Here is a 14,207-nt window from a genome sequence, read left to right as displayed (position 1 = left end):
CACCGGAATCTTTTGGTCGCTCCCGTCACTTCGACTTCGCGCGACGTACGCCTTCGCCCGTCTTGTCACTCGCGAAGGTGAACTCGATATCGCATTCGACTTCGAGATATTGCCGCAGCGTCTGCAGCACGGCCTTGCGGCGCGGATCGGTTCGATCGGATGGCTTGGCCGTCTCGAACGTTGCGATGGCCTTCCGCGACACGCCAGCCTTCTGCCCAAGTTCGGTTTGACTCCATCCGAGCAGCGCGCGCGCTGCTCGAAGCAGGGAGGGGGGTGAGCAGGTGGTCGTCCATCGGAATCTATCAGTTCTCCGGCCGGGCCTCCGAACGGGGCGAGCTGACCCAATCAATGGTTAAACTTTTACCTTTCCTGTTAACCTGCAGAACACAGCAGCTAAGTCATTGATTTCAGCTGGCACTGAACGGTTTCCTAAACCGTAGGTCGGATATCGACGGGATTGTCGACCCAGCCCATTCTTGGAGGTCCAGTAGATCGGCAATCTCGGTGCCGCGCTCCAATTGCTTTGCGCCCTGCGGGCCGAAGACAACCACCTCGGCGCGGCCGCGCTGGTTCAGCCATCGCAGGATCGCATACCGATCGAGTTTGTCGCTCTCTTCGCCCCTCGGCATGGGATCGAGCAGTTGCAGGGCTGTCTCCGCAAGCCGCGTCGATCCGAACCTCTGATGCCATTCCGGTGAATGGCGCTCTACCTCTGCGGGACGAACGTCCATTGGAAGCTCCGCCAGGCGTTTGGCCAGGCAATCCTCCAGGGTCTCAGTCACTCGGGTCCGTTGAGTAATGGGTTTGAGCCTGCCGAACCGCTTCACGACTGCGGTCGCGTCCTTCACGAAATAACTGCCGGCCATTGCGATGAGAAGGCGAGAGGCGTCGAGCGGCGTCATCGCCGCAGCACTTCTGCCGAAACCTTTGAAGGTGATCTCCTTGGCAGCGCGGATGGTCTTCAGATGAAGTTGAGCTGTTTCGCGCGGGACACCCAGCGCATCCCCGACGACGTCCGCCAGTCGTATCGATGTAACCTGACGGGGCGACAGCTCCAGCGGCGGCCGGGCTACGAAATCGACGTCGAAAAGGTGCTGCGGGCGTGCGCGAAGCACGAAGTCGTCGTCGAGATCAACGCACATCCGTGGCGTCTCGACTTGGATTGGCGCTGGCACCGGGCAGCCCTCGAATTTGGCTGCATGCTGAGCATCAATCCGGACACGCACTCGATTCCCGAGCTCGACCAAATGCACTGGGGCGTCCTGATGGCCCGCAAGGGCGGTGTCCCCACCGAGCGGGTCCTGAACGCGATGTCGCTCTCAGAGATCACGCGCTACCTGCGCCAGAAGCGGCGCTCGCTCGCCCGCGCCGCTTAATGCCGCAGAAGCACGAATTCTCATTGCGGGGAAGGGTGGTGACGGTCGCCGCCGATCGCGGGCACCACTTTAGCAAGCCTTCACGGGATCGGATCGTGCTGGTTGAAAGCCATGGCGTCGAAGGCGACGCCCACGCCGGCCCCTTCGTCCGACACGGCTATCTCGCCCGCCGCCAGCCTCAGCGGATTATCGCGTGCCGTGAGACGCATCGGACTTCGGCAACACGGCCGCGAGGTCTGAATAGATCACGTCGGCCGTGCGCTGATAGTGCTGCTGGAGCAGTGCGACAGCGTCATCCGTCTTGCGATCGAGCACCGCCTGAAGGATCTGCGCGTGCTCGGTCCCGATCTTGCGGACCGGATAGGCCTTGGCGATCGACATCATGCGATAGCGATAGAGCCGGTCGGCGAGCTGCTCGCAGAAGCCGAGCAGCGGGCGCGAGCCGCACTGCCCGATCAGCGTCGCGTGAAAGGCGCGGTGCGCCTTCTCCCAGTCGGGATTGTCCGTGAACTTGCCCGGATCGAGTGAACGCGGCGTGCGGTCGAGGCGGTGGTGCGTCACCAGCAGTGCCTCCTCCCAGTCCTGGGTGGCGTTCTGCATCGATTCGCGCAAGGCGAGACCTTCGACCCAGCAGCGTGTCTTGGTTAGCTCCTGGAGTTCGTCCTTGCTGACCGGCTTCACGAAGAAGCCGCGCTGCTCCATGCCGATGACGAACTCCTCCGTGGTGAGGCGGTTGAGCGCCTCGCGCAGCGGGGTCTGTCCCACATTGTAGTGCTCCATCAGGAAGCGCGACTGGAGCTTGCGTCCGGGCGCAAGCCGCGTGGTCAGGATGTCGGCCTTGAGGCGGGCATAGATGGTCGTCGCCAACGTCGCCGGCGCATCCGTCTTCGGGCTGAACAGGTCAGAGCTCATAGCGTGCTGATTCATCAGGCTTTTTGTACATCAGGCTGCGCCAAAGCCATAATTTATAAATTTCTGCTTTACGAAGCTATTTGTATACATTAATCCTCGACCAACAACAATCGGCCTGGTGGCGATCGGCGGCTGTTTCGGCGCGCGTCTCCCGGCCTTTCACGAGGAAGCCCGATGTCCGATTTTCCGGTGGTCGCGTTGCGTAGCGTCGAGATCGCGACGCCGCATCTCGGCGCCTCGGCGGATTTCTATCGGAAAGTCTGGGGGCTCGATTTTGCCGCTGAAGCCGACGGCACGATCTATCTGGCGGCCACCGGAGCGGACTTCCACGTTCTTGAATTGACGCAAGGCACCCGCCCCGCGTTGCGCAAGATCAGTTTTCGCGTGCGTTCACGCGAAGACCTCGACCGCCTGTTCGCGCGTGCGCACGAGGCGAGCTGCGAGATCATCTCCCCGCCCGGCCCATCGCGTGCGCCCTCGGGCGGCGAGCACTTCGTGATCCGCGAGCCGCAAGGCTGCTGCATCGAGTTCGTCCAGGGCGACCGCACCAAGACCGCGCGCGTCCTGGCTGATCGCCCCGAACGGCTCGCGCATGTCAACATCAACAGCGCCGATATCGAGAAGTTGTCGAGCTTCTACCAGCAGGCGCTCGGCTTTCGCCTGACCGACCGCTCGAAGCTGATGGCCTTCCTGTGCTGCAACAGCGATCACCATGCCGTCGTGCTTGCGGAAGCCCCTATCAACGGGCTCAACCACATCGCCTTCCTGATGCCTGACCTGGAATCGGTGATGCGCGGCTCGGGCCGCATGGTCGACCATGGCTTCCCGATCGGCTGGGGCGTCGGCCGCCACGGGCCCGGTGACAATGTGTTCGCCTATTTCGTCGACCCGACCGGAGTCGTCATCGAATACACCGCCGAAGTCCTTCAGGTCGACGACTTCTATCGCGCCAAGGGCCCCTCGGAATGGGTCTGGCCGCCCGGGCGCACCGACCAATGGGGTATCGCGCCGCCGAAGAGCGAAGCCTGCAAGACCGCGCAGCTCTCCGTCTTGTTCGACACGGAGCGCCGCGCATGACGACGTCCTCCGCCCCTATGTATTACGACGTCCTCGTCGTCGGCTTCGGACCAACCGGCGCCGTCGCGGCCGGCCTGCTTGGCCGCCTCGGCCATCGCGTGCTCGTCGTTGACCGTCTCACCGGCATCTACGACAAGCCCCGCGCGATCGCGCTCGACCACGAGATATTTCGCCACTTCGACAATATGGGACTGGCCGAAGCGATCGCGCCCCATGTCGAGCCCTTCACCGCTTCCGAGCATTTTGGCACCGATGGCCAGTTGATCCGGCGCGTCCACATGGTCGCAGAACCCTATCCGCTCGGCTACACGCCGAGCATGGTGTTCAGCCAGCCGCCGGTCGAGGCGGAGCTGCGTCGTCACGCCTTGAGCTTCGCCAGCGTCTGCGCCGAGCTCGGCGTCGAGCTGCTCGATCTCGCGCAGCGATCCGACCGTGTCGAGGCAACGCTGCGGGACGCCGACGGGCAGTCGCGGAAGGTGACGGCGCGCTACGTCCTCGGCTGCGATGGTGCTTCGAGCACGGTGCGCCAGATCGGACGCATCGCCCTCGAAGACCTGATCTTCGATGAGCCCTGGCTCGTGGTCGACGTGCGGGTGAACGAGGGCGCGCTTGCAAAGCTGCCGCAAAATTCCGCGCAATTCTGCAATCCGGCACGGCCTGTCAGCTTCCTGATCGGCCCGAAGAACCATCGCCGCTGGGAGATCATGCTGCTGCCGGACGAGGACTCAAAGCAGATGGAGCGGCTGGAGAATGTCTGGTCGCTGCTCTCACCGTGGCTGAGGCCGCAGGATGGCGAGCTGTGGCGCGCAGCCTCCTATCGCTTCCACGCGCTGGTCGCCGCCAACTGGCGCAACGGGCGCATCATCATCGCCGGCGATGCCGCGCATCAGCAGCCCCCCTTCATCGGCCAGGGCATGTGCCAAGGCCTGCGCGATGCGACCAATCTCGTCTGGAAGCTCGACTGCGTGCTCAAAGGCACCTCGCCCGAGACGCTGCTCGACTGCTACACTGCCGAGCGCAAGCAGCACGTGATCGAGCTGACCGGCAAGATCAAGGCCATCGGCCAGTCGATCTGCGAGCGTGATCCGGCGGCCGCGCGGCGCCGCGACGCGCAGATCCTCGACCAAGGCGGCGGCAAACCGCTGGAGATCACGCGGCAGGAGATCATTCCGCCGCTGCGCACGGGCTTCCTGGCGGAGCACGTCGGAGCCGCGCGGGGCACCCTGTTTCCACAACCGATGGTCCTGCACGGCGGCGCGCGCTGCTTGCTCGACAAGATCACCGGGCCGGGCTTGCGCGTGGTCATCGACGGTCGGCGCAGCGATGTGCCCGCTCTGATGGCGCTCTGCGCCGCTCACCCTGAATTGGCCGCAACGGCGATCGCGCCTTCCGGCGTCGGCGCCTCAAACGTGCTCGAAGAGACTGACGGCGTGCTGGCCGGCTGGTTCGACAGGTATGGGGTCGCTGCCGCAATCGTGCGGCCCGATCATTACGTGTTCGGAACGGCGCAGGATGCGGCCGAGCTCGACGATCTCTTGCGCGACGTCACCGCGCGCCTGCATGGACAACCCGATCCCAATCTCAGAATGGAGAAGACAGCATGAAGCTCGCAACCGTTGCCATCGATGGCCGCACGACCTGGGGCCTCGTCGAGGGTAACAATTTCATCGATATCGGCGCCGTGCTCGTTTCTCGCTATGCCGATCTCAGAGCCGCCATCGCCGCCGCTCTGGCGGGCGTCGCGGATGCGAAGCCGAAGGCAGCGGTCACGCCGCTTGCGAAGCTCAGCTTCCTGCCCGTCATTCCGAACCCCGACAAGATCCTGTGCGTCGGCCTGAACTACGAGACACACCGGAAGGAAACCGGCCGCACGGAGGTCGAGCATCCCACCATCTTCTCACGCTACGCTAACAGCCAGACCGGCCATTTGAGGCCGATCGTCCGGCCGCGCGTCTCGACCGACCTCGACTTCGAGGGCGAGCTTGCAGTCGTCATCGGCAAGGCCGGACGTTACATTTCACGCAGCGAAGCGATGGGCCACGTCGCCGGCTATGCCTGCTACAACGACGGCAGCATCCGCGATTTCCAGCGCCACACCCACCAATTCACGCCGGGCAAGAATTTTCCCGATACCGGCGCGTTCGGACCGTGGATGATGACGCCGGACGAGCTCGGCGATTTGGCCGAGCTCAAGCTCACCACCCGCCTGAATGGCGAGGTCGTGCAGGAAGCGCAGATCAAGCACATGATCTTCGATATCCCGCGGCAGATCGAATATTGCTCCACCTTCACTCGGCTCGAACCCGGTGACGTCATCGTCAGCGGCACGCCTGGTGGGGTGGGCGCCCGGCGCAGCCCGCCGCTCTGGATGAAGCCCGGCGACATCGTCGAGGTCGAGGTCGAGCGGCTCGGCGTGCTGCGCAATCCGGTCGAGGACGAGGCGCGGTGAAACGTCCATCGGACGGGAGCTGCTCCGAGCGGCGGCGAAGCCCATCGGCTTCGTCCGCCCGCGGGAATGCTGCTGATTAAAACCAGACAAACAAGACGGAGAGGGGAAACGTCATGAGCAACAGCGCAGATGTCATGGTCGGTACCAACGACGCCACGACGGCAGCGCCGATCACGGCCGCGTTCCGCAAGCTGGTCATCGCCTCCTCGCTCGGCTCGGTGATCGAGCACTACGACTTCTTCATCTACGCCTTCACCGCGCCCGTGGTGTTCGACCGCTTCTTCTTCCCCAAGATGGATTCGACCGCGAGCATGCTGGCCGTGTATGCGACGTTCGCGGTTGGTTTCGTCGCCCGGCCGCTCGGCGGCATGGTGTTCGGCCATTACGGAGACCAGCTCGGCCGCAAGGCGATGCTGACGATCACTTTCGTGCTGATGGGCGTCGCGAGCTTCCTGATCGGCTGCCTGCCGAGCTATGATTCGATCGGGCTTCTGGCGCCGATCGCGCTGGTCGCGCTGCGCTTCGTGCAAGGCTTTGCCTTCGGCGGCGAATACATGAACGCGGTGTCGCTGACGCTGGAGAATGCGCCCTCGGCAAGGCGCGGCTTCTTCGCCTCTTTCGTCAACGCCTCGGGTCCGATCGGCGTGATCCTGGCATCCGGGTTCATCGCGCTGCTCGGTTTCTTTTCGACGCCGCAGGATTTTGCGCAATGGGTCTGGCGCGTGCCCTTCGTGCTCAGCCTCGCGCTGGTGGTGCTCGGCACCTACATCCGCCTCCAGGTCGACGAGTCGACCTTGTTTAAGGCAGTACAGGCCTCGGCCGCGCGGCCGAAGGCACCGCTGCTGGCAGTGGTGCAGTCGTGGAAGAAATCGGTGCTGTTCGGCTGCCTAGCCAACATGGCGCACAGCACGTTCCAGTACATGAGCACGGTCTTCGTGCTCGGCTATGCCGTCAAGACGCTCGGCATGGCGCAATCCAGCGTCACCTTCGGCACCATGGTCGCCAATGTGCTGGAGATGTGCATGGTGCCGCTGATCGCGAGTTACTCGGACCGCCTCGGCCGCCGCCCGTTTATCGCACTCGGCATCCTGCTGGCCGCGGCCTGGTATCCGATCTACTTCCAGCTGGTCGCGACCAAGGATCCGACGCTGCTGATCATGGGCCTCGTTGTCTCGATCGGGATCATCCACGCGCTGATGTTCGCGCCGGAGGCTGCCTTCACGGCGGAGCTGTTTCCGACCGAGGTCCGCGTCAGCGGCTCCTCGCTCGGCAAGCAGCTTGGCATCATCCTGGGCGGCGGCATCGCGCCCCTGGTCGGCACCGCCCTGATGGGATCGAGCGGCAGCTTCACCCCGGTGATCCTCTATTTCGAGGCGATCGCGGCCTGCGCCTTCATCGGCATCCTGTTCGCCCCGGAAAGCGCGAAACGAACCCTCTAGGCAAGCCCGCACCCCGGGAGGAGCCGAGCTCGACGGGGGCTTGATACCCCTCGAAATCGCCCGAGATTGACCGCCCACCGGGCCGAACCGGTGGTACACAGCGGTGGTCACAAGCTTCGGCGGGCCTTCCGGGAATCCTTGTTTTTCGGCGGTATTCGCACACGCGGCGCTGTGAGGAAGAGAGTCCCACTCTCTCCGCCACCTTACGATCAGCACTGATCGATGCCTGGTAACTCTGCCCAAGCGACAAGGCTGAATTTGCGCGTTTGAGGGATTGAGCTTCGCGTTACGGTAACAAATCCTAGCAATTTCAACGGCCCTGACCAGACTACGAATCTGGTGAGTTCGTCTCGGAGAGATTGCGCGCACGCAACATATCTGCGACACGCGATATCTAAAGTATTGACATTATTGCCATCAAAACGGTTTCCTAAACCGTAGGTCGGGCGTGTGCTGGCCGTAGTTACTCTTCTCGCTATTAGCAAACGAGGCCTCAAAGCCTGGCCACGACGCGCGAGGTCTCCCACATGCGCAACCTTCCTACTGAAGGCTTTTAGGATAACCTGGACCTCTACTGGACTAACCTAGTCAGTAGCGGAATCGCCGGATGAACTCGTCCTATCGCGCGGCATCGCATTTGACCGCAGCGTCGAGAACGCGAAAGAGTGGCGATGTCACCTACATCGAGAGCGTCCGGATCTCATCTTGGGACATCTCGCCGTTCTTGAACAACCGCCGCCAGCTGTCTCGGACCGGTGGTTTGAATTCAACCGGGGTCATCTCCCAGCTCGTGAAATTCCATTGCAGCGTCGCGAACTCGATCTTTAGCCGGTACAGGTCCCATTCATTCCATGCTTGGGGCGACAGTTGTTCGATCTCGGTGGGTAGATCGAGCTCAGCCATTTCATCCGCAGGGGCCGGCGTCTGGGACTTCATTAGCATGTTCACAATGGCCCCTAACGGGCTGTCGTCACCGCACAGTCCAAGAATATGCCGAGCGTTGACATCTCTCTCAGGCTCACCACGTCGCAGCCTCCGCCGCAGACGATCCATGCCTCTTCGCGTATGAACGTTGGAGTCCACGATGGCTCTGACGCTTTCGTGAAGGGTCGCAATTGGCAGATGTCCAATTTCGCGCGGCGGCTTAGGCTCCGGAAAAGCCTCGATCTCGACCGTCCCGGCCGGTGCCGGTGATTCTGCTTTTCTGACAAAACCAATTTCCGGTGCTTGTGGATCCGGCATGGGTTCGATGACTTGCGACGACGAAAGCGGTCCTACGGGACCTTCCCCCCGCAATATGCCAGCGAGCTCTGCGTTGGGGTCACGCCGAAGTGTCAATTGATGCGGGAGAGCACCGGGAAGCGACGCCGCGGTTGCCAGGATTAGGGATGAGATATTGGTTGCAACCTGCGGGTTGACTGCAAGTACCGAGCCTTGCGCTTGAGCCGCAAGCAGCGTTGCTGCCCACACATGGTGGACATCGTTGATGTCAATCAGAAGACGGTGTCGTCGATCGACATTCCTTGCCTCCCGGATGAGAAGAGCGTGCGCCGGACGGAAATGGGCAAACAGCTTCAAATCGATTGTCGCGTTCCCTCCGCTGAACAGCGAGACCGTTATCTGGTTCTTCTGACTATCGATGTTCAGGACTTGTGCAAGTTCGCCGCGGCGTATGACAGGTGGGCAGCTGGAATAGTCGTCCCGTGTGAACACGATCCACTCGTCGTGTGACAACTGGATGGGTTTGAGCGGATGGCCCAACTGGATGGAAGTCCCGAGTTCGCCGCTGCGAATCCGAAGCGTGCGAATCTGGTCATTAAGCCCCTCGAGAAGGCGTGGATCATTGCAGACTAGAAAATCGAAGCTGGTGCTCTTATCGAAGAAGCGCTCGGCGGGATCGAATTCGATCTTTCGATGTTGGGCCATCAATTCAATGCTCCTAGCGATAAGCCCACAGCGCAGATATCTCTCGACGTCATCTTCGCTCTGAGCCGGATTCAGGGCTGCAAGGCGATCCACCGCATACGCCGCCAAGCGATGGCTCGCGATGCCAGTCTGTTTGCTCTGATCATGCACTAGAACGAGAGGCGCACTTCGCGCGTCTGCCGTTGCGATTAGGCGGGCAAGTGTCTGATCGTGGATGGACTCAGCTCGCGGAACGATGACCAGCCGATTTTTAACGATCAGTGACTGCGTGTTCGGCAACTCGGCCAGCGCAGCCTTAATGGTACCTACTTGCGGCTTCGCTGCTTTAATCGCCTGCGCTAATTGGCGGCAATCGGAATGATTGTTTCCGAGCACCAGGGGTGGGTTGTCATGTTCCGCTGTGTCGACGATGCTTTTGAAGCAGTCGATTGCCGCTTCGTGACTTTGGGCGGTGACCGCGCGAATGGTGCTGATTTGCGATTTATCAGCCGCTCGATCCACCAGCCTGCAGGCCTGTTCGATGGTTGAGCGAACTGGGGCAGTGGTAACGACCCGGGGGTAGGTCGCCGTAGGGAGCACAGCAAAACTTTCGAGATCGCAATGGCTCAGGATAGTCTCGAGATGCAAACTCCGTTCGTTCTCGTTGTCTACGAACCGGTCCATCAAGCGCTGCAGCTCGGCAACGCGGATCGCCGAGCGTCCGCGCAACAGCTTGTCGATCAGGCGGACGGCATCACCGTGGATCGCTTCGATGTTCAGACGCGTCGTCCGCGCCCGTGTGTGCTGAACGCGAGGGTCGTCAAATTTCGTACCGACCGGCCAATGACGGCCGGGAAACGGGGCAATTGGGTCGACGACCAGATCGATGCCGAGCTCGGCAAAGTAGCCCAGCAGTTGGCGCTGATGAAATTCGGGCCAGCGATTGCCTTCGATCGTCGCTGTTTTTCCGCCCGTCTTAAGTTGTAGGGGATGCGCGAACATGTCGCGAATTGCGGGTCCCGAGATTTCGTCGAGATGGATCTCACGGCGCGGAAAAAACACATGACCGTGCCGGTTTCGATCGCGTGGTCGCATCCGCGCCGGATCGTGGATCGCTGCGTGGATCGCAAGGCGCCGCTTTCCAGCGATCAACAGCGCGATGCGTTTAATGAACTCCGCACATTCGGCAAGCGTGATTTCCGAGTCTGGTGGCAAAGCCACGACCACGGCAACGCCATTTTGCCTACGGCTATCGGCGCCAAAGTTGCCCCAATAAACCTCAGCCTCATCGACGCAATTGGCGAAATGTTCAATCTCGCAGAACCACTCGGAGACCTCGTCCGTACGGATGATTTCGCTATGAACGAGGTCGCCGTCCAAATTCGAGAAATCAAAGTGCCGCGCCAAACGGGTGTCCAACACCCGGCTACGGCCCAGGTACCCTAGAAATCCGGGCGCGCCGGCGTCTCGCTCAACGTGGGTAAATGAAACTCCTAGGTAGATAATTGCCATTGATGCAACCAAATACTCCGATCTGCATATTGAGCTTGCCGTCGATTCCGGAAAATTCAAAGGGGCGACCTTGAAACTAGTCAAAAATAATCGGGTGGCGGAGGCGATTTTCTCATGGCATCAGGGTCTTAGGGGGGCGCAACAGGCGAGGATGTCATGAGAGGCGAGGCGGCGACCGAGATCAAAAAGTTGGAGGCAGAAGCCGCACGATTGCTCAAACGGCGCCTGCGCCATGAGGCGGAGGCTGGCCAGTTGGCCAAGGACGAGAAGGCTCACGATGAGGCCGTGGAAGCCACGATCCTGAGCAGTCTCCGTGAGGCGGGATTGACGAAATTGCCGCTGACGCAGGTTCTGGCCACAATCCGTGCGCTTGGGGCCGAGGCCGCTGCGAAGGACATCCCCAGGAACCGTGCGCTCGAGGCCACTGAGCGTGCGTCGGGTGGATCGCTGTACGGCTCCGAGGACGCGGCTGTGCGCGAGGTGTTCGTCAAGATTTCTCGCAATGTTTCGGCCGATAATCGTGCAATCATCGACGATGCAGGCTTGGGCTGGAACGGCAAGCTCGGGGGCTGGAAGGGCAGGGTGGACAGCACGGCGATCGAGAAATTGCAGAATCACTTCGTGGATCGCGTCGTAATCCTCGGCGAGCAGGAGCCCCCCTCACAGGCTGGATCAGCGGACGAAAGCACACCTCCGGCGCCAATGGGGCCGGACTCCTCCTCAGATGCACTCGCCACTCCAGCAGAGGATGAAGGTGTCGATTTGGGTTCGATGCCTGAGGCCGGGATGATTGTAGGCGCTGCCACTCCACCCGCGGACGACGCCTACGACAACCCCGATGCCGCCGTCGTCACCAGCGCCGGCGATGCTGTTGCCAGGCCGGCCGCGCCGCCGAGATTTGGTGCGTTTCCCAGGCCACTTGCCCGTCTCTCGCAGGTCGATGAAGAACCGGATCGTCCGCCGGGCCTCTGAAGAAGGACGACGAAGCGAGCTTCCGGCTTGCCTTCTGGATTTCGTACTCTCATTGGCGGGAGTTCCGACCTCCTCTGCCACGGCTTGTTGGCCGCCCGCACCGCGGTCGGCTGACGGCACGCGGCTGCTTTCGATCGCGCGTCACTTCGTCGGGGCCTTCCATGGCGTCCCCGGCGCGCGTTCCGCTGGCACCTCGCGGAGAACGGCGTGCGGCTGGGTGCGAGGATCGACGTGTTTTCCGATGCGATCGCACGCGTCGACGATCGCGCACTCGCGCCGGTCGCGGCCTGAGAGCGCGAGACTATGGCTTGCGCTGCCGCCGCGTGACGTCTTGTGCGATCTTCAGGAAATTGAACAAATGCGGCATCCGGTTGTCGCGACGGTAGTTCAGCGACAGCGCGGTCCCTGGATTATGTCCCTCATAGGCGCGGTAGGAGACGCCGGGGCGTTCCGCCTCCGAGACCGATTTCGGCACCAGCGCGATGCCGACGCCGACCGAGACCAGGCTGATCGCGGTCTGATAGTCCTGGGCCAGCACCTGCGATTTTGGAATGAAGCCCTCTTCGAGGCAGATGTTGAGGATGTGGTCGGCGAAGCTCGGGCGTGGCTTGCGCGGGTAGAGGATGAATGTCTCCGCCTTCAGCGCCGACAACCTTGTGATCGCTTGTTCGAGCAAAGGCGATGTGTCGGACAGCGCGAGGATCAACGGCTCCTGCAGCAGCGGCTCCGACTTCAATTCCTCGTCGTCGAGCGAGGGGCGGGCGATCGCGATATCGATCTCGCGCTGGATCACCGCGCGTTTCTGCTCGGCGTTGTTCATCGCCGACAGCGCGAGTTCGACGTCGGGATAGGCGGAGCGAAACGCCTTGATCACATTGGGCAGCACGCCATAGGTCGCCGATCCAACGAAGGCGACGCGCAGATGTCCCGAAAAACCTTCTCCGATCCGCTTGATCTCGCGATGCGTTCGGTCGAGTCGCTCCAGCACGTCGCGCGCACGCTCCAGAAGCACGCTGCCGGCCTGGGTCAGCCGGATCTGGCTTCGGCTCCGGTCGATCAGCATGACGCCGAGATCGCTCTCGAGTTGCGCGATCTGCCGGCTGAGCGGCGGCTGCGCGATCGCGAGCCGCGAGGCGGCACGGCCGAAATGCAGTTCCTCGGCGACGGCAACGAAATAGACCAGTCGCCTGAGATCCATGACGTCGTCGCGATCGGTCACGGTCAGCCGGACGCTTGTTCGCGCGCTTCCGCGGAAGCGGCCTGGAGGTCCTGCCTGGTTTGGTATCGCGTGGTCATCAGCGCACGATCGAGACGATGGTTCCAGCGTAAAGACTGGGCGTAGGTCCCCGGGTTGTCAATTGTCCGCGGAACGACGCCGCCTGCCTAGTCCTTCCGGGCGAAGGCGCGGATCTTGTCCTCGTCGACCTCGACGCCGAGACCGGGACCGTCGGGAACGCAGATCTCGAACTCCTCGAATCTGATCGGGTTGACGACCAAGTCCTCCATGAGGATCCGCGGGCCGAAATGCTCGGTGCCCCATTCGAGCTTGGGCAGCGTGGCGAATGCGGCGAGATGCGCTGCTGCGCCGATGCTGCTCTCCAGCAGGCAGCCGCCATAAAGCTCGAGGCCGTGCGCGCGGGCGACCGCAGCGGCGCACTTCATCTCAAACAGTCCGCCGCTCTTCACGAGCTTCAGCGAGTAGACGCTGCCGCAGCCCATCGTGCCTGCACGGGCGATCTCTTCCTTGGTGAAGGCCGCTTCGTCGACCAGCAGCGGGATGGACGTGCGGGCCGCGACGCGTGCCATGGCGTCCAGCTGCAGCGCCGACACCGGTTGTTCGATCAGGGCAACATCCAATTCCTCCAGCTCGGGCATGAAGCGGATGCATTCGGCCTCGGTCCAGCCCTGGTTAACATCGACGATCAGGCGGACCTCGTCGCCCAGGCCGGCGCGCAGCGCCTGCAGCCGCTTCAGATCGGCTTGTGGCCGATTGAAGCCGAACTTGATCTTGAACTGACGGTGTTCGCGGCGCCGCAGCTTCTCGCTGGCTTCCTCGACCTCCTGGCCGCTGTCGCCCGAGGCCAGCGCCCAGATCACCTCGATGCGTTCGTGTATTGCACCACCGAGCAAGGCGCTGGCGGGGAGGCCGAGTGTCTTGCCCGCGGCATCCAGCAGGGCGGACTCGATCGCGCCCTTGGCCGCGAAATTGCGGGTCGCGGCTTTGCCCATGCGGAGCGCATTGGCCTCGAAGGCGAGGGCAGGCTGCCCGAGCAGCGCCGGCCCCAGATAATTCGTGACCGCGGCCTTGATCGATTCCACGCTCTCCTCGGCCCAGCGCGGCCCGCCGAGCGTCGAGGCTTCGCCGATGCCCGTCACGCCGTTGTCGAGCAGGACGCGCACCAGCACGTAGCCCTGATGCGTGACTTCCGTGTTCGACAGCTTGTGCCGACGGCGGGTCGGGGCCTCCACGATGGTGGCGCGGATGCTGCGGATCGCGGTGTCCTTTGTGTGAGCCTGCACTCGCTCCACAGGCTCGGCGACTTCGATCACGGCACGACTCATATA

The 14,207-nt window shown here is 62.4% G+C and carries 11 protein-coding genes and 3 pseudogenes; 7 read left to right on the top strand and 7 right to left on the bottom strand.

Annotated elements, in window-relative coordinates; genetic code table 11:
- Positions 1–25: 25 nt before the first annotated feature.
- The 3 genes and pseudogenes from P6U28_RS24520 to P6U28_RS24510 all read right to left on the bottom strand — a co-directional run bounded on the left by P6U28_RS24520 (position 26) and on the right by P6U28_RS24510 (position 1,142).
- Positions 26–202, bottom strand: a complete 177-nt coding sequence (locus tag P6U28_RS24520) for a hypothetical protein (protein WP_347338440.1) — start codon at positions 200–202, stop codon at positions 26–28.
- Positions 203–211: 9 nt separating this feature from the next.
- A pseudogene (locus P6U28_RS24515) lies at positions 212–349 on the bottom strand (hypothetical protein); the annotation flags it as partial.
- Positions 350–407: 58 nt separating this feature from the next.
- Positions 408–1,142 carry a hypothetical protein gene (locus P6U28_RS24510; protein ID WP_162500032.1) on the bottom strand — a complete coding sequence of 245 codons (735 nt, stop codon included), beginning with the start codon at positions 1,140–1,142 and terminating at the stop codon, positions 408–410.
- Here P6U28_RS24510 and P6U28_RS24505 point away from each other — a divergent pair.
- Positions 1,035–1,376, top strand: a pseudogene (locus tag P6U28_RS24505) (DNA polymerase/3'-5' exonuclease PolX); the annotation flags it as partial. The gene P6U28_RS24510 and the pseudogene P6U28_RS24505 sit on opposite strands and share 108 nt — an antisense overlap.
- Positions 1,377–1,562: 186 nt before the next feature.
- Here P6U28_RS24505 and P6U28_RS24500 read toward each other — a convergent pair.
- A complete protein-coding gene (locus tag P6U28_RS24500) occupies positions 1,563–2,288 on the bottom strand; it encodes a GntR family transcriptional regulator (RefSeq protein ID WP_122401631.1) in 726 nt (241 codons plus the stop codon).
- A 174-nt stretch (positions 2,289–2,462) separates the two neighbouring features.
- On the opposite strand from P6U28_RS24500, the gene P6U28_RS24495 reads away from it, so the two are divergent.
- From P6U28_RS24495 to P6U28_RS24480, 4 genes are all read left to right on the top strand, one after another.
- On the top strand, positions 2,463–3,365 hold the full coding sequence (locus P6U28_RS24495; protein ID WP_122401632.1) for a VOC family protein: 903 nt from the start codon (positions 2,463–2,465) through the stop codon (positions 3,363–3,365).
- Complete coding sequence (locus P6U28_RS24490) at positions 3,362–4,969, top strand: bifunctional 3-(3-hydroxy-phenyl)propionate/3-hydroxycinnamic acid hydroxylase (RefSeq protein WP_209295031.1); 1,608 nt, start codon at positions 3,362–3,364, stop codon at positions 4,967–4,969. Before P6U28_RS24495 ends, P6U28_RS24490 begins: the two co-directional genes overlap by 4 nt.
- The gene (locus tag P6U28_RS24485; protein WP_122401634.1) at positions 4,966–5,814 is read left to right on the top strand and encodes a fumarylacetoacetate hydrolase family protein; all 849 of its coding nucleotides are present in this window, start codon (positions 4,966–4,968) and stop codon (positions 5,812–5,814) included. Before P6U28_RS24490 ends, P6U28_RS24485 begins: the two co-directional genes overlap by 4 nt.
- 113 nt (positions 5,815–5,927) lie before the next feature.
- Entirely contained in the window at positions 5,928–7,253 is a 1,326-nt protein-coding gene (locus tag P6U28_RS24480; RefSeq protein WP_122401635.1) for an MFS transporter, read from the top strand.
- A 678-nt stretch (positions 7,254–7,931) separates the two neighbouring features.
- On the opposite strand, the gene P6U28_RS24475 is transcribed toward P6U28_RS24480, so the two are convergent.
- Positions 7,932–10,670: a MobA/MobL family protein gene (locus tag P6U28_RS24475; RefSeq protein WP_407120107.1), complete on the bottom strand. Its 2,739-nt coding sequence runs from the start codon at positions 10,668–10,670 to the stop codon at positions 7,932–7,934.
- Between the two features lie 156 nt (positions 10,671–10,826).
- Between P6U28_RS24475 and P6U28_RS24470 the strand changes: the two genes are divergently transcribed.
- Positions 10,827–11,642: a hypothetical protein gene (locus P6U28_RS24470; protein ID WP_209295033.1), complete on the top strand. Its 816-nt coding sequence runs from the start codon at positions 10,827–10,829 to the stop codon at positions 11,640–11,642.
- A gap of 109 nt (positions 11,643–11,751) precedes the next feature.
- Positions 11,752–11,933: pseudogene (locus P6U28_RS24465) on the top strand (tRNA dihydrouridine(20/20a) synthase DusA); the annotation flags it as partial.
- A gap of 10 nt (positions 11,934–11,943) precedes the next feature.
- On the opposite strand, the gene P6U28_RS24460 reads toward P6U28_RS24465, so the two are convergent.
- Both P6U28_RS24460 and P6U28_RS24455 read right to left on the bottom strand, forming a co-directional pair.
- The gene (locus tag P6U28_RS24460; RefSeq protein ID WP_122406465.1) at positions 11,944–12,840 is read right to left on the bottom strand and encodes a LysR family transcriptional regulator; all 897 of its coding nucleotides are present in this window, start codon (positions 12,838–12,840) and stop codon (positions 11,944–11,946) included.
- 185 nt (positions 12,841–13,025) lie between these two features.
- Entirely contained in the window at positions 13,026–14,192 is a 1,167-nt protein-coding gene (locus tag P6U28_RS24455) for a muconate/chloromuconate family cycloisomerase (RefSeq protein ID WP_245509634.1), read from the bottom strand.
- Positions 14,193–14,207: the final 15 nt, after the last annotated feature.

The organism is Bradyrhizobium sp. STM 3561 (assembly GCF_045571455.1).
In the GTDB taxonomy this organism is placed as follows: domain Bacteria; phylum Pseudomonadota; class Alphaproteobacteria; order Rhizobiales; family Xanthobacteraceae; genus Bradyrhizobium; species Bradyrhizobium vignae.
The sequence above is the reverse complement of the archived record's forward strand: the minus strand, read 5'-3'. Positions and strand labels throughout refer to the sequence as shown.

What these genes read in the sequence shown, in the direction of transcription:
- P6U28_RS24510 (WP_162500032.1), bottom strand. Translation starts at nt 1,142, where the DNA reads ATGTGCGTTGATCTCGACGACGACTTCGTGCTTCGCGCACGCCCGCAG.
- P6U28_RS24500 (WP_122401631.1), bottom strand. Translation starts at nt 2,288, where the DNA reads ATGAGCTCTGACCTGTTCAGCCCGAAGACGGATGCGCCGGCGACGTTG.
- P6U28_RS24495 (WP_122401632.1), top strand. Translation starts at nt 2,463, where the DNA reads ATGTCCGATTTTCCGGTGGTCGCGTTGCGTAGCGTCGAGATCGCGACG.
- P6U28_RS24490 (WP_209295031.1), top strand. Translation starts at nt 3,362, where the DNA reads ATGACGACGTCCTCCGCCCCTATGTATTACGACGTCCTCGTCGTCGGC.
- P6U28_RS24485 (WP_122401634.1), top strand. Translation starts at nt 4,966, where the DNA reads ATGAAGCTCGCAACCGTTGCCATCGATGGCCGCACGACCTGGGGCCTC.
- P6U28_RS24480 (WP_122401635.1), top strand. Translation starts at nt 5,928, where the DNA reads ATGAGCAACAGCGCAGATGTCATGGTCGGTACCAACGACGCCACGACG.
- P6U28_RS24475 (WP_407120107.1), bottom strand. Translation starts at nt 10,670, where the DNA reads ATGGCAATTATCTACCTAGGAGTTTCATTTACCCACGTTGAGCGAGAC.
- P6U28_RS24470 (WP_209295033.1), top strand. Translation starts at nt 10,827, where the DNA reads ATGAGAGGCGAGGCGGCGACCGAGATCAAAAAGTTGGAGGCAGAAGCC.
- P6U28_RS24460 (WP_122406465.1), bottom strand. Translation starts at nt 12,840, where the DNA reads ATGGATCTCAGGCGACTGGTCTATTTCGTTGCCGTCGCCGAGGAACTG.